This window comes from Yoonia sp. R2-816 (genome assembly GCF_046762905.1).
In the GTDB taxonomy this organism is placed as follows: Bacteria; Pseudomonadota; Alphaproteobacteria; order Rhodobacterales; family Rhodobacteraceae; genus Yoonia.
On record NZ_JBKQXN010000207.1, the window covers coordinates 305555 to 328912 of the forward strand.

The following is a 23358-nucleotide window of genomic DNA, read 5'->3' on the forward strand; positions in this document are numbered from 1 at the left end:
GGAGGGGCACCGATGCAAACCAACGCACTTCCACATTTCGATGACAGCATCAACACCACCGGCTGCTGCCCGAAATTCAACCCTGAAGGCTGGGATGGGCAAGAACTGCATCTAAAGGACAAGCCCTTTGTCCGCGCTACAACAAAAAGCGCGATGCACATCCCACTGAACATGGGATCAGTATTCACCCGAGTTCAAACCCATATTGATGACGCGGGTGCGTCAGACAATGACAACATGATCGTACTGAGCCGGGACCTGTCAGCCTGGAAAGCCGAACATCTGTTTTCAATCTCCAAACCCGTCGGGAACGAAGAAACCGTGCATCTCGGCGGAAACTTCATCACCAAGGTCTTCGAAGGTCCCTACCGCGAGGCCGGAAACTGGTACGAAGAAATGAAAGACCTCGCGAAATCAAAAGGCAGCACATCGGAAGAAATCTATTTCTTCTACACGACCTGCCCGAAATGCGCCAAAGCCTATGGGAAAAACTACATCATCGGCGTGGCGCGCACGGACTAGTCCGGCGTATCCAATTGGCGGCGATAACCGCGGTGCTGCCCTTCAAACCCGCAGGCCAAGTAAAACGCATGCGCGTCCGCCCTTTCGTTATGAACAAACAGCTCCACCAATCCACACCCGCGCGCCGTGGCAAGCGCGGTCGCGGCATCCATCAACTGACGCCCAAGCCCGCGCCCACGATATGACGTCGCCACACGGACATCCTCGATCAGGGCCCGCGTGATACCCTGATAGGACAATCCTGCAAGCATGTTCATCTGCAAACAGCCCACGACAGCCCCGTCCATCTCGGCCACGAACAACACGGCTTGCGGATCGCTGGCAATCTGCGCGAACGCCGACTGATAGCGGGGCAGCACGTCAGGCGATAGGCTCTCACGCCGCGCACCCTGCGGGTCGTCATGCAACAGCGCCACGATCTGCGGCACATCCGCCGCAACAGCCTCCCGGATCATGTCCGACCTCCTGTGCTGAAAACCTTACCGCGCCGTTTACACATCCAACCACGCGCTGCATTAAGCCACCCCCACCGTACGGTGGGGTCCGACGTTTTGCCGACGCTTATCCGACGCAACGCCGACAGCCCATTTTGCCTGCAAAACCAGCATTAACACATGATTCGGCACCCGAAAGCTGGCGACCACCGCGCGGCACCGTAAGATGGGTTTTAACCCATCCCCGTCTTAGAAATGAATAGCGCGACCATAAGCATCCAGCACGCTCTCATGCATCATCTCCGACAAGGTCGGGTGCGGGAACACCGCATGCATCAGGTCTTCCTCGGTCGTCTCCAACTGACGGCCGACAACATAACCCTGGATCAGCTCAGTCACCTCGGCACCCACCATATGCGCGCCCAGAAGCTCCCCGGTCTTGGCATCGAAAACGGTCTTGATCATGCCCTCAGGCTCACCCAAAGCAATGGCTTTGCCGTTGCCGATAAAGGGGAAACGACCCACCTTCACGTCAAAGCCCAACTCCTTGGCCTTCGCTTCGGTATAGCCAACCGACGCGACCTGCGGATGGCAATAGGTACAGCCCGCAATGCTTTCCGGCTTGACCGGATGGGCATGTTTGCCAGCGATCAGTTCGGCGACCATCACACCCTCATGCGATGCCTTGTGGGCCAGCCACGGGGCACCAGCGATATCACCAATGGCATAAACACCATCGACTCCGGTGCGGCAGTATTCATCAGTGACAACATGGGTCCGGTCCACCTTGACACCCAGTTCCTCCAGACCCAGCCCCTCAACATTACCAACGATCCCTACAGCGCTGATAACAGTATCGAATTCCATCTTCTCGACCTTGCCGCCAGCCTCGATATGGGCGGTCACCTTACCCTTGGCGCGATCCAGCTGCTTGACCATGGATTTCTCCATGATCTTCATGCCCTGCTTGACAAAGGCCTTCTTGGCAAAGGCCGAAATCTCGGCATCTTCGACCGGCAACACACGGTCCATGACCTCTACCACAGTCGTCTCGCAACCCAGCGTGTTGTAGAAACTGGCAAATTCGATCCCGATCGCGCCCGATCCAATGACCAGCAGCTTCTTGGGCATCCGCGGGGGCACCAGCGCATGTTTGTAAGTCCAGACCAGATCACCATCGGCTTCAAGCCCCGGTAATTCGCGGGCACGGGCACCGGTGGCCAGTATGATGTTCTTGGCGGTCAGCTCCTCGGCACCCTTCTCACCCTTAACCGACACTTTACCTTTGGCCGGTATCGTTGCGTCGCCCATGACGACGGTCACCTTGTTCTTCTTCAATAGATGGCCAACACCACCCGCCAACTGGCCCGCCACCTTGCGCGACCGTTTGACCACCGCGTCCAGATCGTAATCTATACCATCCGCCTTCAGGCCAAATTCCTTGGCGCGATGCATCAGGTGGAAAACTTCGGATGACCGCAACATCGCCTTGGTCGGGATACAGCCCCAGTTCAGGCAGATACCGCCAAGATGCTCGCGCTCCACAACGGCGACATTCATGCCCAGCTGTGCGGCGCGGATCGCCGCGACATAGCCGCCCGGACCGGCACCAATCACGATCAAGTCAAAGTTCTTCGCAGCCATGCAAACGCCCTCCAAATGCAATTTGGTTGAACGTTAAACTACTTTCCGCCGAACCTCTAGTGACCTTGCGTCATAGCCGCTAATCAATCCGTGCAAAGCGGATCATCCAGCGTCCTGCTGGACCGCCCGGATCGCCGCACCATAACCGCCCGCATCCAGAAAGGCCTGTTCAGCCGGGGTCGTCTTGCGGCCCAACGCATTGTTACGATAGGGAAAACGACCAAAATCGCGGATCACCTGCCGGTGCGCCTGCGCATGCTGTTCATTGCCCGATCCATGTTCCGGCATCCGGGTATGGATCAGCCTGACCGCACGGTCCTGATCACACAGGTTCTCCGAATGCATCAGCGGCAGATAGAAAAACTGCCGGGCCGGTTCATCGATCTTCATATCCCAATTGCGGTCGATCGCCATCTTGGCCGCGGCCAGGGCGCATTGATCGGTCGAAAACGCCTTGTCGTCATCACGGAACATATTGCGCGGAAACTGGTCGGTCAGGATGATATAGGCCAGCGTGCCCGACGGATAGGTCAGCCAAAGCCCCAGCGCACCCTCATAGGATTGCTTCCAGGTCTCTTCAAATCTATCGCGGATCATCGCATCGAAATCAGGATCCGACCGATACCAGTCTGAGGGGTTACATTCATCCAGCCAAAAAGCCAGAATTTCGTCTGCGGTTGCCACGGCACCACTCCTTAATCGCGTCCCCCTAACGTCAGGGAAGCAGAGAAATCAAAGCCTTGCAAGGTAGCAGTTTCCACCATTGATCACGTGATCTTTCGATATGTCACAGTGGTTGAGCATTTCCCTCCGGCCCGACCTCCTCTTCCGCCTCGATATAGACCTCCTGTGCCACCTCAGCCACGACAGGGGTCGATGCCGCAGAAACAGCGGCATAAGGCACGGCCTCGGCATCCATGGTCTTGCGGCTCCGCTGCGTTGACCGATAAAGCCCGTAAAACCCAACCGTCAGCATCAGGATCGCGGTGAACAGCCAGAACCCGTTGGCCCCCAGCCCGTCCATCATCCACCCGACAATCAGCGGCCCCATAATCGCCCCTAACCCATTGATAAACAACAACCCGCCAGAGGCTGCAGCCATATCCTCGCGTTCCAGATAATCATTGGTATAGGCGATCAGAAGGGCATAAAGCGGGTTCGATGTGCCACCCACGATCGCACCACTGATCAGGATCAGCGCATAATTTCCGGGGATCAGAAAAGCGATCAACGATCCGGCCCCGCCCAACAGCGAAATCCAGATGATCAGTACCCGGCGGTCCATCCGGTCTGACAGCCAGCCAATCGGATATTGCAGGACCAGTGCCGCGATATAGATCGCTGAAACGAACAGCGAAATCTCGCCAACAGTCAAGCCGACCCGATTACCATAAACCGCCGACATACCGAATTGCGCGGCAAACACGCCGCCCAGCATGAACATCCCGAAACAGGCGAGCGGTGAGGCGTTGATCACCTGCCGGATCGTCATCGGCTTGGTCGAGGCAAAGGCAGGCATCGGACGCACCGACAAAAGGATCGGGGCAAAGGCCAGCGACACCAGCACCGACGGGATGATGAACAACGCATAGCCAGACACATCGCCCTGACTGACAATCCACTGCGCAAACACGATCCCCGCCATCTGCACAATCATGTAAAGCGACAGCGCCTTGCCCCGCGTCTCGTTTGACGACGCATCATTCAGCCAGCTTTCAGCGGTGATATAAACACCGCAAAAGCAAAACCCGATGATGACCCGACCAATGGTCCAGGCCCAAGGCTCAACCAGCACCGGATAGAGGATCAGCACAGCCGATATCATCGACCCCAGTGCCGCAAAGACGCGCACATGACCGACCCTGCGGATCAGCTCCGGGGTATAGCGGGAACTGAACAGAAACCCCAGAAAATAGGCCGACATGACAACCGACAGGCTGAAAGTACTGAACCCCTCGATATCGCCCCGCAGGCCCAGCAACGTGCCCTGCAGGCCGTTGCCAATCATCAGCATGAACATCCCCAGAAAAAGGGCCCATGAACCGGCGAAAACCTGAAACATTTCATGCCCTTTCAATGACTGGCAGAACCGGGCTATCTCACGATTCCCTTACCAATTCATCACATGAAAACGACGCGGTCGCGCCTGTTCGCGCCTTTGAAGGTTTTAGTCCTCGGGCGGCAACAAAAGCGACGCATCCCCGTAGGAAAAGAAACGATACTCCCGGGCAATCGCATGGGCATAAATCGCCCTGATCCGGTCTATCCCCATCAATGCGGATACCAGCATCATCAGCGTCGACTTGGGCAAATGAAAATTCGTCATCAACCCATCGGCAATCTGAAACTGAAACCCCGGCGTGATAAAGATATCCGTCGGCCCGTCCCATGGTTGCAGCACACCATCCGTCGCCGCACTCTCGATCAGCCGCAGCGCCGTGGTGCCCACGGGAATGACCCGGCCACCAGCCGCTTTGGTCGCGTTGATCTCTTCCGCCGCGGTCGCGGTCACCTCGCCCCATTCGGCATGCATCTTGTGATCGCGCACATCATCCACCTTCACCGGCAGAAACGTCCCCGCCCCCACATGCAAGGTCACATGGGTGAACTGCACGCCACGGGCCTCAAGGGCCGCCAGAAGCGGGCCGTCGAAATGCAACGACGCCGTCGGCGCCGCCACTGCACCGGACCGGCGCGCCCAATAAGTCTGGTAATCCAGTTTGTCCGCCTCATCCGCCGGACGCTTGGCCGCGATATAAGGGGGCAAGGGCATCGCCCCAACCTCTGTCAGCGCGGCATCAAAATCTTCGCCAGACAGGTTGAAATGCAGATACGCCTGGCCATCCGCCCGGCCCATCACCGTGGCAGACAACCCACCGGAAAAGACAATGATCTCACCATCCCGGATCTTCTTCAGCGGCTTGACCAACGCCGCCCAATCGCCATTCGCCTGCGGCTCCAGCAAGGTCACCTCGATCCGGGCCGAGGTGGCACCAGCCTCGCCCGTCCGGTGGCGCAAACCCGTCAGGCGGGCCGGGATCACCTTGGTATCATTCAGAACCAGCCGATCACCGGGGCGCAATATCTGCGGCAGGTCCGACACGATCCGGTCGGCAATCGCATCACCCTCGGCCAGCAATAGCCGCGCCGATGACCGGGGGCGCGCAGGGCGGGTCGCGATCAGCCGCTCGGGCAGCTCAAAATCGAATTCACTGAGTTTCATTGCCCGATCACCGGGGCCGGACGGCGGAAAATCTCGCGGAACATCCCCGGCGTCAGTGCCGAAAGCGGGTTGACGCTCACGATTGGGGCATTGGCGGAGCCAGTGATGTTAAAGTTGAACCCAATCAGCCCCTCACCCCGACGGGTCAGGACCGATCCGATTGAATTCACAAGGTAAAATGGTGACACGACGCCCTGCAGGTCCAGTTGTTTGCTGGCCAGCGTGTAGATGCCATCCACAGAAATGCCAAGACCAGGACCCACGGCACTGGCCTCTGTGACGATCACCTGCGCCGGGGTCAGCCGGAACCTTGCGTCAATCTCGTCAAAGGACAGGCCCTGCCCGTCCAGCTGTTGCAACAACCCCACCACACTGATCGCATCCAGCAGGGCGGCCATCGTCGGGGCATCACGCACCCGCAAACCGCGCACGGCCAGAATACCGTCAAAACTGCCGGCACCGCCCGCTGGCAACAGCGTCAGATCAAGCGATCCACCCAAACCATTACGCATGAATCCCGCAGCCCGCGCTACACCGCCAGCATCATCGCTGACCAGCCGGACGGCTGACCGCCCGTTTCGGGGGGCAACTGACCCGCGCACCCGCGTCGCCCCGTTGACCTGACCACTGAACTGGCCTGAAAACCCGCCAGCACCATTGAAATCACCCTGAAATCCGGTCAGGGCAATACCCTCGGACACCTGCAGACGGTCAAGCCTGATCTGCACCGGACCACCCTGCCCTTGCGACGGACCAAACCGCGCGCGGCGCAGATCGACCGTGCCACCATCAATTTCCACTCCCACCGGTTGGCCCGCACCACGCCCGCGCAAAGTGATCGCCGCATCCAGCCAGTTGTCCACCTGCAAACGATCAAACCGCGCGGCCTCCAACTGACGATCTGCATTCAGATCAACACGGCCATCCGCCTCCAGCCCCGGCGCGCGGATCGCGAGGGTCGCAATCTCCGGCACCGGTCCCAACGATCCTTCCACCAGCAACTCACCGGTTTGACCCGGGGCCTTGTCCCAGCTTAAGGCGGCAATGCCGACACCCAGCCCCCGCATATCCGACTGCAATGAAAAACGCGGTGGCGTGCCGGTTTGCAGATCAATCGTTAGATCAGCCGTCGCTGCCCCACGGACAGAACCGGGCGGCAAGGCAATACCGAACTCATCCAGAAACCGCTCCGACAGTTCCACCTCACCCTGCAACCGGCTTTGGCCCGCATGTTCGGGGCCGAACGCCTTGGACCAGACCACATCCACCGGCACGTCACCCACACGCACAGGCCCGCCCACTGTCAGGCCACCACGATCCGCCGCGACCCGCATGCGCGGCGCGGCCAGCCTGCGGCCCGGCACCAGAACCTCGCTGCGGACACCTGTCAGGTCAGCGGCCATGTTGAAACTGATCTCTTCATTGGTGATGCGCGGCTTAAGCGGCATTTCAATCCGGCCATCAACACGCGCGCGACCATCAACAAGGGTCACTGGCAGGTTGGCCTTGTCCAGAAACTCAAACGGGCGCTGGTTGAGCACCGAAAGCACCGCAGTGGCCGAACTGGCAATACGCAGATCCAGCACAGCCGGCGGATTGGGGATGCCCATTTCCGGGATCGCAAAGACCGACCCCGCCAACTGCATCTGTCCCCCTTGGGGCGGCGCGGCGATACCGTCATCCAAGGCAATGACCAGACGTTTGCCGATAATCGACACCGTGCCGGTCCCGTCATCAATCGGCGGCATGGTCCGCATGAACTGCACCCTGGCACCATCAAAACCGAAATGTGTCGCAAATTGCGCAGGCGTATCCGGCGCAATCCGCAGCCCCGCCACCGCATCCACAATCCGGCCTTCAGTCACGTTTTTTTCGAACCAGCCACGGGTCCGGGGTTTGACGCTGACCGGCCAATAGCGCAGCAAATCCACAACCGGGCTTTGATCAATCGACGCATCCATCGCCACGCGCCAGCCTGCATCCGTGGCCCTGACCTCGCCTGTCGCGGATACGCGGGTCGGGCCGTCGGTCAAAACCAACTGGCCGACATCAACCGCAAACGGGGCAAATCGAAGCCTGACATCCACCGCCGCCTCGGCCACCGTCACCGGCGCATCGTAAAGCTCTGCCGGATTGACCGCGACGTCGGTCAGACGAAACTGCGCCAGCAATGCCTGCGGCAACCCATCGCGAAATTCGCGCAAATAGGCATCCCCAGTGGCCCGCAACCGACCCCATTCGGTTTCAAGCGATATGTCGCTGAACGTGATCCTGTCGCGTGCCGGATCATAGGTCAGATAGGCCTTGGCGGCATCAAACTTCACCGGCTGCGTGGCCGGGTTGGGTTGCAAGGCACCCGCCCCGATCTCCAGCACACCGTTCAACGGCCCCAGCGCGCCCTCGCTATCCAGCTCGGTACGCAAGGCGGCGGTGATCGGGGCGTCCACATCACTCAGCCAACTCAGTGCGGGGGATTGTGTGGCGATGTCACTGGCCACGGCATCGCTGATATTCAGACCCAGTTGTGCAGACCGGCTTCCGCGCGGGCTGCGATAGGACAGATTAACCGTTGTGACCTCTGCCCGCCCGGACAAAAGGGCAAATTCACCACGCAGCGCGGTTTCACCGCCACGCAGGTCCAGCGTCAGGTTGCCGCCATCCACGACCCAGCTGCGGCGGGCACGGGCATCATCGAAGTTCACGATCAGGCCACCGGCCTCGACAATCTCCAGCGCTTCCAGTTGTGGACGCTCCAGCAAGGCATCCGCCTGATCCAGAAGTTCGGCCAATGATCCCGCCTGCCCGGTCGTCGGCGCGCCTGACCCAAATGCCACGGCCACTGATCCGTCCCGTGCCCGGCGCAGATTGATCTGGGCACCGGTCACCCTGATCTCTTGCAGCAGTACCTCGCGCTGAATGATCAGACCACGGGGCGACATCAACCCTTCGGCGACCGGGACGCGGCTGATCAGGGTACCGTTGGCATCGCGTAGCTGCACATCCGTCAGGCGAACCGTCGGGTGCAGGTCACGACCGACGTTCAGGCTGATCTCGCCAAAACGCAGATCGCCACCATTCAACAACTCCGCCGCCCGCGCCTCGATCCGGTCAACAATCCAGTCCGGCGCGCTGACATCGCGTTCCAGCAAAACAATGCCAGCAGCGGCCGCAAAAAAGATCGGGGTCAGCGATAACCAGACAAAGGCACGCACCCAGAACAACCAATGATGCCATACGGGGCGCGGCGCAGCGGCCACCTCTGGTTCGTCGGTTTTTTCGGCCTCTGTCACATCTGCTCCGCTCACCGCGTCAACATACCCTTTATCTTTGCCCGTGGCGGGCTAAAACAAAACCACGAAAACGCGTTACTGCAAAAGGATGCCCAAATGACAAATCCCGCCGTGGGTGACACCGCCCCCGACATCAGCCTGCCACGCGACGGAGGCGAAATTGTGAAATTGTCAGATTTCAGTGGCAAGAACGTCGTGCTGTATTTCTATCCAAAGGACGACACGCCCGGTTGCACGAAAGAGGCGATTGGCTTCACCGACAATGTCGCCGCCTTCGATGGTTTGAATACCGTGATCCTCGGCGTTTCCAAGGACAGCGTCAAAAAACACGACAAATTCATCGCCAAACACGATCTGAAAATCGCGCTTCTGTCCGACGAAGAAGGCGATGTCTGCGAACGCTATGGCGTCTGGGTCGAAAAGAACATGTATGGCAAGACATACATGGGCATCGAACGGGCGACCTTTCTGATTGGTGCCGACGGCAAGATCGTGCAGGTCTGGCGCAAGGTCAAAGTCCCCGGCCATGTGGACGCGGTGCTTGATGCGGTCCGCGCGCTGTGACACTGGCGGAAATGGCCGTCGCGGTGCTGACCACTGCCGACGGCCGCGAAAAGACAGCCCTGTCGCGCAAATACGCGGCGGAGTGGCAGGCGGCACGGCACGCAGGCCAGACCCCGGCCATCGGCCAAGCCAAACCACCCGCGCGCCCGTCACGCCCCGCCGAGCCGGACCTTCTGGACCCGCGCGATGTTCCCCATCGCAAACCGGGGTCAGAGGCAGGGCGCATAGCACTTCTGCACGCGGTCGCGCATATCGAACTGAACGCAGTCGACTTGCATTGGGACATCATCGCGCGCTTCACCGACACCACACTGCCGATCGGCTTCTACGACGACTGGGTCAAGGCGGCGGACGAAGAATCAAAACACTTCAACCTGATGTGCGATTGCCTCGAGGCGCTTGGCAGCCATTATGGCGCCCTGCCCGCCCATGCGGGCATGTGGCGCGCTGCAGAAGACACCGCTGACGATCTGATGGGGCGGCTGGCCGTGGTGCCGATGGTCCTTGAGGCACGCGGGCTGGACGTGACCCCCGGCATGATCAAGATCTTCAAACAGGCCAAACTGACCCAAGCTGTCGAAGCGCTCGAAGTGATCTACGCCGAAGAGGTGCACCACGTCGCCTATGGCTCCAAATGGTTCCATTTCCTGTGCGGACGGCACGATCTGGACCCCGCCGGGGTCTTCCACGACCTCGTGCGCAAATACTTTCACGGCGGTCTCAAACCACCCTTCAACGAAGAAAAACGGGCCGAGGCGGGGATACCACCGGACTTTTATTGGCCGCTTGCCGCGAAAGCCAAAGTTTAGACACAACAAAGCCGCGAAAGATCGGCAAAAGCCCGCGCAAACGGGGCGTGGACAGCGCAAATCCCCCACTGCTGCTCAAAAATCTTGCAGCACTTGGTCTGTCTGTCTAACAGAGTATGACGACACCGGTTGGGGGACCGGTTTAAATGGGACGGGACGGGAAACGCATCGTGCGATCACGACTTACAGTAAGAATTCACGCGCTATTGGAACGGGTGTTTCCAGAAAGACGTCTCTTTCTGCGCTCTGACACCGAAACACGGTTCATTCGGCTGACACCGGAAACACAGCTGGTTGGCTGGACCGGGTGTACCATCGTTGTCGCCTGGACAATCGTTGCCACAGCGATCCTTCTGATGGACAGCATCGGCGCCGGTAACTTCCGCGCCCAGGCGCAACGCGACCAGATGACCTATGAACAGCGGCTCAACGCGCTTTCGTCCGAACGGGACATGCGCGCGGCCGAGGCTCTGGCAGCACAGGAACGGTTCAATTCCGCGCTGCAACAGATTTCGATCATGCAATCGGAACTTCTGGCCACCGAAGAAAAGCGGCGCGAACTGGAAACCGGGCTTGAGGTCGTGCAGGCCACATTGCGCGACACCATGCGCGCCCGTGAAGAAGTGCGCGACCAACTGGCCGAACTGACCGCCGAAACCGACGGACCCACCGTCGCAGCACTCAGCGAAGATGCGGCAGGCACCGTCGATCTACTGGCAAACGCCCTGGCCGAAACCGCCGCTGAACGCGACATGATCGCGGCTGATGCCGAATTCGCCATCGACCATGCGCAGGAAATGGAACTGGAACTGCGCCTGCTGCAGGAACGCAACGACCAGATCTTCCGCCAACTGGAAGAGGCGATGCTGGTCTCGGTCGAGCCGCTTGACGAAATGTTCCGGGCCGCTGGCATGAACCCTGAAAACCTGATCAGTCAGGTGCGGCGCGGCTATTCCGGCACCGGCGGGCCGCTGACACCGCTGCAATTCTCGACGCGAGGCGGCACGCCGGACCCCGATGCATTGCGGGCGAACGCCATCCTGACCTCCATGGACCGTATCAACCTTTACCGGATTGCCGCCGAAAAGGCGCCGTTCTCGATCCCGGTCAAATCGAACTTCCGCTTCACATCCGGCTTTGGGCCGCGCTGGGGGCGGATGCATTCGGGCACCGACTTTGCCGGCCCAATCGGCACGCCGATCTATTCGACTGCGGATGGCGTTGTAACTCATGCTGGCTGGTCATCAGGTTATGGACGCCTGATCAAGATCCGGCACGAATTCGGAATTGAGACAAGATACGCACACTTGAACTCCATGGATGTCACCGTGGGTCAAAGAGTCTCGCGTGGCGAGCGAATTGGTGCTATGGGCAATTCCGGACGGTCAACAGGACCACACCTTCACTACGAGGTTCGCGTTGGGGGCGAGCCAGTCAACCCAATGATCTATATAAGAGCGGGACAAAATGTTTTCTAAATCCAAAATCAACGAACCCGGCCCAAAAGCGGCCGACAATGCGGAAGCTGCCAAAACCGCACCAGCCAAAACAGGTGCCCCAGCAGCCAAGCCGCCTGCATCGGTACTTTCTGCCGATCTGCTGATCACCGGCAACATCAAGACAACCGGTGACGTGAATGTCGAAGGTCAGGTCGAAGGCGACGTGCGCGCACACCTCCTGACCGTTGGCGAAGGCGCCACGGTGAAGGGCGAAGTCGTTGCTGACGATGTTGTGGTCAATGGCCGCGTCGTCGGCCGTGTGCGCGGCCTCAAGGTCCGCCTGACATCGACCGCACGGGTCGAAGGCGACATCATCCACAAAACAATCGCCATCGAAAGCGGCGCCCATTTCGAAGGCTCCGTACAGCGTCAGGACGATCCGCTGGCAACAGGCGCCAAGAAAATGCCAACGACTGCGGCACCGGCTTCAGCACCAGCCGCGGCACCTGCTGATAAGCCCAAAAGCTGATCAGGTCGACCGATCCGGTTGAGAAAGGGCGCCCTCGTGGCGCCCTTCTTCGTGTGTCTGCCTGCAACGGCGCTTACCTGCTGAACAACAGCCGCAAACCCAAGGCACCCAGCACACATGCAGCAGCGCGGTCGATGTACAGCCTTGCGCGCATATATGCCCTGCTGACGGCGACACTGCTCATGGCAAAGGCAAGCCCGGTATAGAACATGGTTTCGACAGCCAGATGATTGACAACGACAAGCGCATTCTCGGCCATCGTCATGCCCGGCGGAAAGATGACGACCAGAACCGCCGCCGCAAACAGCACGGACTTCGGGTTCAGGATATTGATCATCACGCCCCGCCAGAACGCGTTACCGGCCTTGGCGTCGGTGGACCTGATCGGGTCACGCGCGCCGACCCACATGCCATAGGCGATGTAGATCAGATATGCCGCACCCAGAGTCTTGACCAGCGTATAGGCCCAAGGAAACAAGACAAAGATCGCCTCAAGCCCAAGAAGCGCTGCGAGAGTCCACAATGACGCAACCATAGCTAAACCAAGGCCGATCATTACACCTGACTGCCTGCCTGAATTCAATGTCGTCCTGATCGCGACCAGCAGCGCCGGACCCGGGCTGACAATGGCGGCAATAAGCGCCACGTTAAACGCGATAAGATGTGAGAATTCCATGGAACACTCCGTTTTGCGTTCCACAGTGGAATTCACCCAGCGAATGTCAACACGCAGCGCCCGCCGCTGATCCACCTGCGATCGACATGACTAAGAAATCAGCAGATGAAGGGGAAAAATCAGGCCAACGCCTTTCGGTACAGATGCCATGTTGCATGCCCCAGCACCGGCAACACGATCATCAATCCCAGAAACCACGGCAGCAGCGCCAGCAGGGTCAACACCGCAATCAGCACCGCCCAGACCAGCATCACAAGCAGGTTGGCCCGCACCGTCTGCATGCTAACCAGCATGGCAGTGACAAAATCCACCTCGCGGTCCAGCACCAATGGCAGGCTCACAACCGTCAATGAGAACAGCAGGAACGCCAGCACAGCCCCCACCACCAGTTCGACCCCAATCATCATCAGCCCGTTAACTGTGAGAAAGACATCCCAGCTTTCCGACACATTGGTCATGGTCGAAAGCCCCATGAACAGGGCAAACAGCATATGTGCCAGAAAGGTCCAGAACAGGAAGTAGATGACGATGATCGCGCCCAGCCACGGCAATTGGCGTGTGCGTTCGGCCCAGACGATGCCAAGCACCCCACCCCACTCCAATGGCTGTTCCTTCTCCATCCTGCGGCTGACTTCGTACAGCCCCGCCGCCGCAAAGGGTGCCAGCAGCGGAAAGCCCAGCGAGGTCGCCAGGGTCCATGTCACATGTCCGGCTCCCAGCCAAAGCATGAAGAACCCGCCAAGCACATAGACCGCACTGAAAAACAGACCGAACTGCGGCGCGCGCCGGAAATCGGCCAGCCCGGCGCGCAGCACCGCACCAACATCCGCAAAGTGCAAGATCTTGATCTCTGGCCGCGCGGCTCCGCCGCTCATTGTGTCAGCTGATGCCATGCCAAGCCTCCCCCAATTGCAGCACACCGATATCATCGCGCGGACGCCCGGCAATTTGCAAGCCCATCGGGCGCGGCCCGGTCATCGGCACGCCGAGGCATGGCAACCCGATCAGGCTAACCGGCACGACCACTTCCATCCAGCGGTGATAGGTGTCCATCATCACGCCGCTTACTTCCTTGGGCCAATCCCACTCCACCGAAAACGGCCAGCATTGCGCGGTGGGCAGGACAAACGCATCATATTCATCAAACAATCGGACCACAGTCCGGAACCAGTCAGATCGGATCGCACTAGCGCGCTGGATTTCCGCCCCCGACAGGGCACGCCCGCGTTCCACCTCCCACACCGCCTCCGGCTTCAACTGATCGCGCATCGCGGGCTGATCATAGATCGGGCCCAACTTCGCCGCGACGGCCCAAGACCGCAGCGTGATCCACGCCTCCCACAACGCAGCAGCATCAAAAGGCGGCGACACCTCCTCAACCACGCATCCCGCATCCGCGAACCGGGCAACCCCTTCGGCACAAGCCTCGAGCACACCCGCCTCCATCGGATAGGCGCCGCCCCAGTCACCCAGCCAGGCAATCCGGCGGCCGGTCACATCCGCCTGCACATGGTCCATGAACGGCTCATCCGGCAACCCAAAGGGCTGGCGCGGATCAGCGCCCGCCTGCACATCCAGCAACATCGCCACATCGCGCGGACAGCGCGCCATGGGGCCATTGGTGGATAGCTGGTGCAAAAACATTTCACCCACAGGCTCTGCCGGAACCCGCCCCCATGTGGGCCGCATCCCGTAAACACCGTTCCAGCCAGCAGGATTGCGCAAACTGCCCATCATATCCGACCCATCCGCCAGACAGACCATGCGCGTCGCCAGTGCCACTGCGGCCCCACCCGACGATCCACCAGCCGTACAGCCCGGCAGCAACGCGTTCTGAGTCGCCCCGAACACCGGATTGTAAGTGTGACTGCCCAATCCGAATTCCGGCGTATTGGTCTTGCCGATGATGAGGGCGCCCGCATCCTGCATCCGCTGCACCATGATGTCGCTCGTCAGCGCAGGCTTGCCCGCAAACAGGGGCGATCCCATCGAGGTCGGCAACCCCGCGACATTGGCCAGATCCTTCACTGCCATCGGCATCCCGTGAAGCGGACCCTTGGCAGGAACCATATCCGCCGCCCGCGCTTCGGCCATCAACTCCGCCTCTGGGCGCAAGGATACGATGGCGTTCACCGATGGATTCACCTGCGCCACACGATCCAGCGTCGCGCGCATCAGTTCAACGGCTGTGATCTGCCCCGCCGCGATTGCGGCAGACAGCCGATACGCATCCCATTCCAGAAACTCTCCCATGCCGACATCCAATCCCGGCAGAGCGGGATTGGCAAGCTATTCGGCGTTCGCGGCGTCCCGGCCCTTGCCGGACATATCCATCGCCAGCGTTGCGGCCATGAGACCATCCAGATCGCCATCCAGAACACCCTTGGTGTCGGATGTCTCGTAACTGGTCCGAAGATCCTTCACCATCTGGTAGGGCTGCAGCACGTAAGACCGGATCTGGTTGCCCCATCCGGCATCGCCCGCGCTTTCATGCGCCTCATTGACAAGGGCAGAGCGCTTATCCAGCTCGATCTGGTACAAACGCGATTTCAGCGCCTTCATGGCGATATCGCGGTTCTGGTGCTGGGACTTTTCCGAACTTGTCACCACGATGCCCGTCGGGTGGTGGGTGATCCGCACGGCGGAATCGGTCGTGTTGACGTGCTGGCCACCGGCACCCGAGGACCGATAGGTATCAATACGAATATCCGCCGGGTTCACCTCGATCTCGATATTGTCATCGACAACCGGATACACCTTCACCGACGTAAACGACGTGTGGCGCTTGGCGGCACTGTCAAACGGCGAAATCCGCACCAGCCGATGCACACCGCTTTCCGATTTCAGCCAACCATACGCATTATGGCCGCTGATCTTGTAACTGGCGGATTTGATCCCGGCCTCATCACCCGCCTGCTCTGACTGCAGCTCGACCTTATACCCCTTCTTTTCGGCCCAGCGGACATACATCCGCGCGAGCATATTCGCCCAGTCACACGACTCTGTCCCACCGGCGCCAGCATTGATCTCAAGAAACGTATCATTGCCATCGGCCTCACCATCAAGTAGCGCCTCCAGCTCCTTCTGGGCAGCCTTGTCCTTCAGCTTGACGAGGGCCGCCTCCGCCTCGGCCACAACCTCGGCATCGTCTTCCATCTCGCCCAATTCGATCAGTTCGCGATTGTCTGACAGTTCCTGCTTGATGCTGTCGTAATTGGCCATCGCATCCACCAGCATCTGACGATCACGCATCAGTTTCTGCGCGGCCTCGGGATCGTCCCACAAGGTCGGGTCCTCGACGCGGGCGTTGAATTCCTCCAGCCGATGCGGCGCGGTTTCACGATCCATCCGCTGGGCAAGCAGGGCCAGCGACTTCTCAATCGCCTCCACGGTATTCTGGATTTCTGCGCGCATGGGGCACCTTTGGACTGAACTGATCAGGGGGTCATAACGCGGGATTTGAACCGCAGCAAGCAGGCTTGCGTCAGTACAGCCCGCCCGATGACAAGGTGCCAAATGTGGCCTTGGGTCCAACCGTAGCGGTGCTGCCGGTCGATGTGGTGACCTGACGCCCAGTGCGCGGCACTTCGTCAAACAGCGGCAGGTCAGCGGCCATCGCGAACCCACCATCAAACATGATGCCAAACAGCGGCTCCTCGCCGGGGCGGAAGCATTCGGCAATCACATTGTCACCCGATGCACCATCAGGCAGACGCGCCCCGCTGAACCGATCAATATTGATGAACTGGCAGCTTTCAGGCACCGCAAAACGACCACCACCGAATTTCTCGATGGCATCGGTCATAAAGCGGTTGAACACGGGGCCACAAATCCCGCCGCCAGAGGCACCACGGCCCAGCGTGCGTGGCGTGTCATAGCCAATATAGCAACCGGCGACGATATTGGACGAGAAGCCCACAAACCAGACATCTTTGGCGTCGTTGGTCGTGCCTGTCTTGCCTGCAATCGGCACCGGCAGGTTGATGGCACTGCGGGCGGTGCCGCGATCCACCACACCCTGCATCATGGAAGTCAGCTGATAGGCCGTGATCTCATTCATCACCCGGTCGCGGTTTGACGTGATGCGCGGGGCTTCCCCGGCAGGCAGGTTCGCATCGGTGCAATCTTCGCAAATGCGCTGGTCATGGCGATAAACGGTATTGCCAAAACGGTCCTGTACGCGGTCCACCAACGTGGGCTCCACCCGCTCACCGCCATTGGCGAACATCGCATAGGCGGCCACCATCTTGAACAGGGTCGTCTCGTCCGAGCCAAGCGAGGCTGCCAACACCCGGTTCATGTCCTGATACACGCCAAAGCGTTCGGCATAGCGGCCAACGGTATCAATCCCGATCTCCTGCGCCAGACGAATGGTCATCAGGTTCCGCGACCGTTCGACGCCGGTGCGCAGCGGGGTCGGGCCGTAAAACTGGTTCGACGCGTTTTTGGGACGCCACGTCCCCTGCGGTGTGTTGATCTCAATCGGAGCGTCCACAACGATGGTTGCAGGCGAATAGCCACTGTCCAGCGCAGCCGCATAAACAAATGGCTTGAACGATGAACCGGGCTGACGCTGCGCTTGCGTGGCACGATTGAACACCGAATGTTGATAGCTGAAACCACCCTGCATCGCGATGACACGGCCGGTATTGACGTCCATCGCCATAAACCCGCCCTGCACTTCGGGTACCTGGCGCAACGTCCAGCGGATAAACGCGCCATCGCTGTCCTGAGTCATCTTGCGGACATGGACGACATCGCCGGGGGTGAAGTTTTCGAAGAAATCGCCACGGATCCACTGAATATCCTCACGCGGGATAACCTGCGGCTCGGCGTCGGTGTCCAGCAGCCCTTCGATACCGATACGCAACTGGTTCTCGGCCACTTCCAGCACAACAGCCGGATACCACTTATTGACCAGTTCAATGTCACGGGCCACATCTGCTTCGCTTAGGGCGGCGCGCCATGTGGCCTCATCGGCCAACGCCTCTTCGGGAATTGTCTCGCCGGTACCGCGCCACTCTGCAGTGCTGCGGTCAAATTCTTCCAAGGCCTGCTGCAGGGATTGCGCGGCGGAGACCTGCAATTCTGGATCAACCGTCGCGCGGATCGACAGCCCGCCGGAAAAGAACTCTTCCTGGCCAAAGTTCTGGCTCAGCTGGCGGCGAATTTCATCAGTGAAATAATCGCGATCCGGCAGGTTTTCGCGGAAGCTGGGATAATCTCCACCCTGCACCGACAAAAGCGGTGCTTCACGCTCTGCATTATAGGTCGCCAGATCAATATAGCCGTTCTGATACATCAGACGCAGGGTATTGTTGCGCCAGAAAAGGGCTGTATCGCGATCATTCACAGGGTGGCGGTTGCTCGGGGCTTTGGGAAGCGACGCCAGATAGGCAGCCTCACCGGGAGTCAGCGCACTCAGCGGTTTGTTGAAATAGGTCAGCGCAGCAGCAGTCACACCATAGCTGTTCTGGCCCAGAAAAATCTCGTTCAGATACAGTTCAAGAATACGCTCCTTGGGCATCGCGCCTTCGATCCGGGCCGCCAGGATGATCTCTTTGATCTTGCGTTCCGCCGACCGGGAGCCATCCAGCAAAAAGTTCTTCATCACCTGCTGGGTGATGGTCGACGCACCGCGCACATCTTCCCCCCGCGACTGCACCGCATCGACAAAGGCAGACAACATGCCCATCGGATCATAGCCAGCATGGGTATAGAAATTCTTGTCCTCAGCCGAAATAAAGGCCTGCTTTACGATATCCGGGATTTCCTCGGCTGGGGTAAACAACCGACGCTCGACCGCGAACTCATCAATGATCCGGCCTTCGCCGGAATAGATCCGGCTGATCGTCTTGGGGGTGTATTGCGACAATGTCTCGTAGCTCGGCAGATCACGGCCATACATATAGAAAATGCCGCCAAGGGTCAGCGCGCCCATGATCGTGCCAAGGGTCAGCAGCGTAAAAATGCCGCCAAAGAAATTGAGGATAAAGCGCAACACGACGGTCAGATGTCCTTGATGATCTGCTCTGCTTATACGCGGCCCACCCGCAATGGTCAAAAGGCCAAATGTCGCTTTCGGCCAGAAGACGCCACGCCACCGATCACTTTTTCAAAGCCCCTTGAAACGGATCATGATCCGGGTCAGGTCAGCGGCATGAAAGCACAAGATGTCATCCCGACCTACGAGCGTGTGGGGGCCGAATGGGCCCAACAACGCAACCGCAACCTGATGGAAAAGGCCTGGCTGGACCGGATGCTGGCCGCCGCACCGCGCGATACCGGGGTGGTCCGGGTCCTTGATATCGGCTGCGGATCAGGCAAACCCATTGGCAGCTATCTGGCAGAACGCGGCGCACAGTTGACCGGCGTTGATGCCACCGATTGCATGACGGCGCTTTATCCCGAAAACGTGCGGGGCGCCAAAGCGATCAAGGCAGATATGCGGGGTCTGAAACTCGACCGGCAATTCGACGCTTTGCTGGCCTGGAACAGTTTCTTTCACCTTTCCGCCGACGACCAACGCGCCATGTTCGCCACCTTCGCCGCCCACGCTGCACCTGGGGCTGCCTTGATGTTCACCTCCGGGCATATAGCCGGCGAAGCGATTGGAGAGGTCGCTGGCGCACCGATCTACCACGCGTCGCTGGCGCCTGACGACTATCGCACGCTCTTGTCCGAAAACGGATTCAAGGTGCTGCGTTTCGTGCCAGAGGATCCCACATGCGGCGGCCACACGATCTGGCTCGCTCAGTTCCGCAGGGCCTAGCCCTCATGGGCGGCGAAAGCCGCCACGGCATCGGCAATCGCCCGAACCAGCGGCGCGCGGCCACCGACATCCAGCAGGCGCTCGCGGTCGCGTGCGTTGGACAGAAACCCTGCCTCAACCAGCACACTCGGGAAATCCGCCGCCGACAGCACGGCGAACTGGCCTTCTCTGCGGGGCCGCGCGTTTAAACGCACGCCACGATCCCGCATCTGTTGCACCAGCAAATCGGCGAAGCGCTGGCCTTCGGGCCCCGTATCCCGCCGGGCGATATCCAACAGCACTGTGGCCACCTGATCCCCCTGCCCGGTCAGGTCGACACCTTCCAGCAGATCGACCCGCTCGTGCCGCTCCACCATCCGTCGCGACGCCGCATCGCCACCATCCTTGCCCAGCGTATAGACCGACGCCCCCTGCGCCTCGTCCTCTTCCAGCGCATCGGCATGAAGCGAAATCAACAGATCTGCACCCGCTGCCCGGGCAAGGCTGATCCGACGTTCCAGCGACACGAAATCATCCGCCTCGCGCGTCAGGACCACCTGCACACCCTCCATATCCGCCAGCGCTGCAGCCACTTCGCGGGCCAGTTGCAGCATTAGCGGCGCCTCCTGCACACCGCCCCGATCCGCCCCGGGATCAATCCCGCCGTGGCCCGGATCAATGGCCACGACAAACCCGGCATCAAGCACACCTTCCTCCGGTAGGGTCGCGTCCGCCTTCAGGCCAGAACTGCGCGCTGACGCTGCAAACGCCGCGACCGAACTCCGCTCCATAACAACCGTCAAATCCGCACCCTGCGGCACGGTCAGCATGCCCGCCTCTGCCACGGCCATCGGCTCTGCCAACGTGACAACCAGCCGCGACCAACCATCTGGCATCGGTTCCAATCGCAGGTTGGTGGCCCGCCCCGGCTCCAATACATCGGACAGGTCAACGCCATCTCCATCCAACCCCTCAAACTCCAGAAACAGGCGGCGCGGATCATCCAGCGTGTAAACCCGATACGGCGTGACATCACTCAACCCCAGCTCAACCCGCAGGCTCCACCAGCCATCGCGCACCACGCTGCGGGCGGGATCAATCCGCACCTCCGCCCAGACCGATGACGCGCAGAACAGCAGTATCGCCACCAGCCGGATCATGCCCGCCGCGCCGCCATAAATATGGCCAGCCGGTCCAGCCCTTCGCGAATATCATTCGTCGACCTTGCATAGGAAAACCGCAACCAGCGATGGCCACGGGCCGCATCGAAATCGAGGCCAGGTGTCACCGCCACCCCCGCCTGATCCAGTATCTCGGCGGCAAAGGCCCGGGCATCATCCGTATGGGCCGACACATCGACATAGACATAAAACGCGCCATCCGGCGGCGCGAACCGGTCCAGCCCGGCGGCCTTCAGCCCGTCAATCATCAAAGCGCGATTGGCGGCGTAAACGGCCTTGTTCGCCTCCAGTTCATCAGGACAATCCATCGCATGCAAGGCCAACCGCTGCGAAGCATGCGGGGCGCAGATGAACATATTCTGCGCCAACCGCTCCACCCTTCGGACGTGATCGGTCGGGACCACCATCCAGCCAACACGCCAGCCGGTCATGGAAAAATACTTCGAAAACGAATTGACGACATAAACCTCATCGGTGACCTGCAAGGCAGTCACAGGCTGGGCCTCGTAGTCTATCCCATGATAAATCTCATCCGAAATCAGCGCCGCATCACGCGCCTGACAAGCACCAGCCAGTGCCGCCAGCGCATCCCGGTCCAGCATCGTGCCTGTGGGATTGGCAGGCGAAGCCACGATCAGCCCCGCCAGATCATGGGCGGCCACATCACCCGGCAAAGGCTGAAACCGCTGTGCAAAAGTGGTGGGAATATCCACCGGTGTCAGGCCCACGGCCTTCAAAATCTGGCGATAGGACGGATAGCAGGGCGTGCCCAGCCCCACCCGCTCGGCATTGTCGAACAGGGCCGAAAACGCCAGCAGAAACGCCCCCGATGCACCGCTGGTAATCACCACGCGGGCCGGGTCCAGATCAACACCATACCAATCGGCATAATGGGCAGCGATCCGGGCGCGCAAGGCAGGCAGGCCCAGACCGACAGTATACCCCAACGGCTCGCTCAGTTCCTGCGCCAGTTTCGCACGCGCCGCAGCGGGGGCACCGGTGCCGGGCTGGCCCACCTCCATATGGATGATATGACGGCCCGCCTCCTCGGCCTGACGGGCGGCCTCCATCACATCCATTACAATAAACGGATCAACCTCGCCCCTTGTCGCGTGTCGCATCTGCTGCCTCATTTCTTTGACGCCTGTTTGCCCCTCACCGGCATGTGACGTCAATGCACCTTGGCAATTTCCGGCGGATGTGGTCTGACGGGGCGACCCATCCCGCAAGGAGCCACCCATGAAACTCCGCCTCGCCCTGCCCCTGACACTCGCCCTCGCCAGCCCTCTGGCAGCCCTTGATCTGGACGCGATGAGCGATGAGGAGCGGGCGCAATTTCAGGCCGAAATACGCACCTATCTTCTGGAAAACCCCGAAGTGATTGCCGAGGCCATCACAGTCTTGCGCGCGCGCGAAGAGCTGGCGCAACAGCAGAACGATACGCTCATGGCGCAGACCTTCGCCAATGATCTGTTCAACGACGGGCATTCCTTTGTGGGCGGCAACCCGGACGGCGACATCACCGTGGTCGAGTTCATGGATTACCGCTGCGGCTTCTGCAAACGGGCCTTCCCTGAAATCGAAGCACTTGTCGCGAGCGACGCCAATATCCGCTACGTGATCAAGGAGTTCCCGATCCTAGGCGAACAATCAGTGCTGGCGTCACGCTTTGCCATCGCCACGCAACTGGTCGCGGGGGACGCGGCCTATAAGGACGTCCACAACACCCTGATGGAATTCCGAGGCGATATCTCAGCGCAAAGCCTCACACGATTGGGGGATACGCTTGGCCTTGATACGGCAGCCATCAGCGCCCGGATGGACGACCCGATAGTCACAGAAATCCTCTCCAAAAACCGCGCCCTAGCGCAGCAACTACAAATCAGCGGCACACCAACCTTTGTTTTTGATGACCAGATGGTGCGGGGCTTCGTGCCACTGGCTGAGATGGAAGAACTGCTTGCCGAACTGCGCAGCGAATAGCTAGCGGCACAGCCGCTAATGCGCAGCATTGACAGATATCAATGCCGCTGCGTCCGTTTTTGTGAACAAGGGCGGCATGGATCATGCAGCCCTTCTTGATTGGCTCAACACCGGCGACGCTGCTATCCGCTACCAGACGCGGCGGGACTTGCAGGGCGTTGATGATCCCGCACTAAAGCGTTTCGGTTTGAACCTGAATCGCTGGGGATTCCCTTGAGGGATCAGATGTGATTCATCCTGTTTGGGAGGATGGATCATGTCAGCACCTTTGCCATTGGCACTCAGGACGCGATTTCAGAGATATATTGAAGAA

At 59.9% G+C, this 23358-nt stretch carries 21 protein-coding genes; 8 read left to right on the plus strand and 13 right to left on the minus strand.

Translation table 11 applies throughout. The features are described from left to right. The first annotated feature begins 12 nt into the window (after positions 1 to 12). A complete protein-coding gene (locus tag ACFWW2_RS13870) occupies positions 13 to 522 on the plus strand; it encodes a hydrolase (protein WP_393928701.1) in 510 nt (169 codons plus the stop codon). Here the strand turns inward: ACFWW2_RS13870 and ACFWW2_RS13875 are convergent. From ACFWW2_RS13875 to ACFWW2_RS13900, 6 genes are all read right to left on the minus strand, one after another. Then, positions 519 to 977 carry a GNAT family N-acetyltransferase gene (locus ACFWW2_RS13875; protein ID WP_393928703.1) on the minus strand — a complete coding sequence of 153 codons (459 nt, stop codon included), beginning with the start codon at positions 975 to 977 and terminating at the stop codon, positions 519 to 521. The two genes, ACFWW2_RS13870 and ACFWW2_RS13875, sit on opposite strands and share 4 nt — an antisense overlap. Before the next feature lie 228 nt (positions 978 to 1205). Beyond that, positions 1206 to 2600 (minus strand): dihydrolipoyl dehydrogenase, encoded by a 1395-nt coding sequence (gene lpdA / locus ACFWW2_RS13880; protein ID WP_393928705.1) that lies wholly within the window; start codon positions 2598 to 2600, stop codon positions 1206 to 1208. Positions 2601 to 2702: 102 nt separating this feature from the next. After that, a complete protein-coding gene (locus ACFWW2_RS13885; protein ID WP_393928707.1) occupies positions 2703 to 3284 on the minus strand; it encodes a DUF924 family protein in 582 nt (193 codons plus the stop codon). A gap of 103 nt (positions 3285 to 3387) precedes the next feature. Beyond that, positions 3388 to 4662, minus strand: a complete 1275-nt coding sequence (locus ACFWW2_RS13890; RefSeq protein WP_393928709.1) for an MFS transporter — start codon at positions 4660 to 4662, stop codon at positions 3388 to 3390. Between the two features lie 105 nt (positions 4663 to 4767). Beyond that, a complete protein-coding gene (gene queA / locus ACFWW2_RS13895) occupies positions 4768 to 5823 on the minus strand; it encodes a tRNA preQ1(34) S-adenosylmethionine ribosyltransferase-isomerase QueA (protein ID WP_393928711.1) in 1056 nt (351 codons plus the stop codon). After that, positions 5820 to 9113: an AsmA-like C-terminal region-containing protein gene (locus ACFWW2_RS13900; protein WP_393928713.1), complete on the minus strand. Its 3294-nt coding sequence runs from the start codon at positions 9111 to 9113 to the stop codon at positions 5820 to 5822. The genes queA and ACFWW2_RS13900 overlap by 4 nt, the downstream gene beginning before the upstream one ends. A 96-nt stretch (positions 9114 to 9209) precedes the next feature. Here ACFWW2_RS13900 and bcp point away from each other — a divergent pair, with 96 nt between their 5' ends. The 4 genes from bcp (at position 9210) to ACFWW2_RS13920 (ending at position 12454) form a co-directional block, all read left to right on the plus strand. Continuing rightward, positions 9210 to 9677 (plus strand): thioredoxin-dependent thiol peroxidase, encoded by a 468-nt coding sequence (bcp, locus tag ACFWW2_RS13905; protein ID WP_393928715.1) that lies wholly within the window; start codon positions 9210 to 9212, stop codon positions 9675 to 9677. Between the two features lie 11 nt (positions 9678 to 9688). After that, positions 9689 to 10486, plus strand: coding sequence for a ferritin-like domain-containing protein (locus tag ACFWW2_RS13910; protein ID WP_393928754.1), 798 nt, complete (start codon positions 9689 to 9691; stop codon positions 10484 to 10486). Between the two features lie 170 nt (positions 10487 to 10656). After that, positions 10657 to 11964 (plus strand): DUF5930 domain-containing protein, encoded by a 1308-nt coding sequence (locus ACFWW2_RS13915; RefSeq protein ID WP_393928717.1) that lies wholly within the window; start codon positions 10657 to 10659, stop codon positions 11962 to 11964. Continuing rightward, positions 11954 to 12454 (plus strand): polymer-forming cytoskeletal protein, encoded by a 501-nt coding sequence (locus ACFWW2_RS13920; RefSeq protein ID WP_393928719.1) that lies wholly within the window; start codon positions 11954 to 11956, stop codon positions 12452 to 12454. The genes ACFWW2_RS13915 and ACFWW2_RS13920 overlap by 11 nt, the downstream gene beginning before the upstream one ends. A gap of 73 nt (positions 12455 to 12527) precedes the next feature. Here ACFWW2_RS13920 and ACFWW2_RS13925 read toward each other — a convergent pair whose 3' ends face one another. From ACFWW2_RS13925 to ACFWW2_RS13945, 5 genes are all read right to left on the minus strand, one after another. Next, positions 12528 to 13130: a LysE family translocator gene (locus tag ACFWW2_RS13925; RefSeq protein WP_393928721.1), complete on the minus strand. Its 603-nt coding sequence runs from the start codon at positions 13128 to 13130 to the stop codon at positions 12528 to 12530. A gap of 119 nt (positions 13131 to 13249) precedes the next feature. After that, on the minus strand, positions 13250 to 14023 hold the full coding sequence (locus tag ACFWW2_RS13930) for a DUF2189 domain-containing protein (protein ID WP_393928723.1): 774 nt from the start codon (positions 14021 to 14023) through the stop codon (positions 13250 to 13252). Continuing rightward, positions 14010 to 15383, minus strand: a complete 1374-nt coding sequence (locus ACFWW2_RS13935; RefSeq protein WP_393928725.1) for an amidase — start codon at positions 15381 to 15383, stop codon at positions 14010 to 14012. The genes ACFWW2_RS13930 and ACFWW2_RS13935 overlap by 14 nt, the downstream gene beginning before the upstream one ends. A 36-nt stretch (positions 15384 to 15419) precedes the next feature. Beyond that, positions 15420 to 16544 carry a peptide chain release factor 2 gene (gene prfB, locus ACFWW2_RS13940; RefSeq protein ID WP_393928727.1) on the minus strand — a complete coding sequence of 375 codons (1125 nt, stop codon included), beginning with the start codon at positions 16542 to 16544 and terminating at the stop codon, positions 15420 to 15422. A gap of 70 nt (positions 16545 to 16614) precedes the next feature. Further along, on the minus strand, positions 16615 to 19134 hold the full coding sequence (locus tag ACFWW2_RS13945) for a penicillin-binding protein 1A (RefSeq protein ID WP_393928729.1): 2520 nt from the start codon (positions 19132 to 19134) through the stop codon (positions 16615 to 16617). A gap of 156 nt (positions 19135 to 19290) precedes the next feature. Here ACFWW2_RS13945 and ACFWW2_RS13950 point away from each other — a divergent pair, with 156 nt between their 5' ends. Then, positions 19291 to 19902 (plus strand): class I SAM-dependent methyltransferase, encoded by a 612-nt coding sequence (locus ACFWW2_RS13950; RefSeq protein WP_393928730.1) that lies wholly within the window; start codon positions 19291 to 19293, stop codon positions 19900 to 19902. Here ACFWW2_RS13950 and ACFWW2_RS13955 read toward each other — a convergent pair. Beyond that, complete coding sequence (locus tag ACFWW2_RS13955; protein WP_393928732.1) at positions 19899 to 21041, minus strand: N-acetylmuramoyl-L-alanine amidase; 1143 nt, start codon at positions 21039 to 21041, stop codon at positions 19899 to 19901. The genes ACFWW2_RS13950 and ACFWW2_RS13955 overlap by 4 nt on opposite strands. Next, positions 21038 to 22183 (minus strand): pyridoxal phosphate-dependent aminotransferase, encoded by a 1146-nt coding sequence (locus tag ACFWW2_RS13960; RefSeq protein ID WP_393928734.1) that lies wholly within the window; start codon positions 22181 to 22183, stop codon positions 21038 to 21040. The genes ACFWW2_RS13955 and ACFWW2_RS13960 overlap by 4 nt, the downstream gene beginning before the upstream one ends. 118 nt (positions 22184 to 22301) lie before the next feature. Between ACFWW2_RS13960 and ACFWW2_RS13965 the strand changes: the two genes are divergently transcribed. Together ACFWW2_RS13965 and ACFWW2_RS13970 are read left to right on the plus strand one after the other, a co-directional pair. Continuing rightward, positions 22302 to 23045 (plus strand): DsbA family protein, encoded by a 744-nt coding sequence (locus tag ACFWW2_RS13965; RefSeq protein ID WP_393928736.1) that lies wholly within the window; start codon positions 22302 to 22304, stop codon positions 23043 to 23045. Between the two features lie 28 nt (positions 23046 to 23073). Then, positions 23074 to 23262, plus strand: a complete 189-nt coding sequence (locus ACFWW2_RS13970; RefSeq protein WP_393928738.1) for a hypothetical protein — start codon at positions 23074 to 23076, stop codon at positions 23260 to 23262. Positions 23263 to 23358: the final 96 nt, after the last annotated feature.

What these genes read in the sequence shown, in the direction of transcription:
- ACFWW2_RS13870 (WP_393928701.1), top strand. Translation starts at nt 13, where the DNA reads ATGCAAACCAACGCACTTCCACATTTCGATGACAGCATCAACACCACC.
- ACFWW2_RS13875 (WP_393928703.1), bottom strand. Translation starts at nt 977, where the DNA reads ATGATCCGGGAGGCTGTTGCGGCGGATGTGCCGCAGATCGTGGCGCTG.
- lpdA (WP_393928705.1), bottom strand. Translation starts at nt 2,600, where the DNA reads ATGGCTGCGAAGAACTTTGACTTGATCGTGATTGGTGCCGGTCCGGGC.
- ACFWW2_RS13890 (WP_393928709.1), bottom strand. Translation starts at nt 4,662, where the DNA reads ATGTTTCAGGTTTTCGCCGGTTCATGGGCCCTTTTTCTGGGGATGTTC.
- queA (WP_393928711.1), bottom strand. Translation starts at nt 5,823, where the DNA reads ATGAAACTCAGTGAATTCGATTTTGAGCTGCCCGAGCGGCTGATCGCG.
- bcp (WP_393928715.1), top strand. Translation starts at nt 9,210, where the DNA reads ATGACAAATCCCGCCGTGGGTGACACCGCCCCCGACATCAGCCTGCCA.
- ACFWW2_RS13910 (WP_393928754.1), top strand. Translation starts at nt 9,689, where the DNA reads ATGGCCGTCGCGGTGCTGACCACTGCCGACGGCCGCGAAAAGACAGCC.
- ACFWW2_RS13920 (WP_393928719.1), top strand. Translation starts at nt 11,954, where the DNA reads ATGTTTTCTAAATCCAAAATCAACGAACCCGGCCCAAAAGCGGCCGAC.
- ACFWW2_RS13925 (WP_393928721.1), bottom strand. Translation starts at nt 13,130, where the DNA reads ATGGAATTCTCACATCTTATCGCGTTTAACGTGGCGCTTATTGCCGCC.
- ACFWW2_RS13930 (WP_393928723.1), bottom strand. Translation starts at nt 14,023, where the DNA reads ATGGCATCAGCTGACACAATGAGCGGCGGAGCCGCGCGGCCAGAGATC.
- ACFWW2_RS13935 (WP_393928725.1), bottom strand. Translation starts at nt 15,383, where the DNA reads ATGGGAGAGTTTCTGGAATGGGATGCGTATCGGCTGTCTGCCGCAATC.
- prfB (WP_393928727.1), bottom strand. Translation starts at nt 16,544, where the DNA reads ATGCGCGCAGAAATCCAGAATACCGTGGAGGCGATTGAGAAGTCGCTG.
- ACFWW2_RS13950 (WP_393928730.1), top strand. Translation starts at nt 19,291, where the DNA reads ATGAAAGCACAAGATGTCATCCCGACCTACGAGCGTGTGGGGGCCGAA.
- ACFWW2_RS13955 (WP_393928732.1), bottom strand. Translation starts at nt 21,041, where the DNA reads ATGATCCGGCTGGTGGCGATACTGCTGTTCTGCGCGTCATCGGTCTGG.
- ACFWW2_RS13960 (WP_393928734.1), bottom strand. Translation starts at nt 22,183, where the DNA reads ATGCGACACGCGACAAGGGGCGAGGTTGATCCGTTTATTGTAATGGAT.
- ACFWW2_RS13965 (WP_393928736.1), top strand. Translation starts at nt 22,302, where the DNA reads ATGAAACTCCGCCTCGCCCTGCCCCTGACACTCGCCCTCGCCAGCCCT.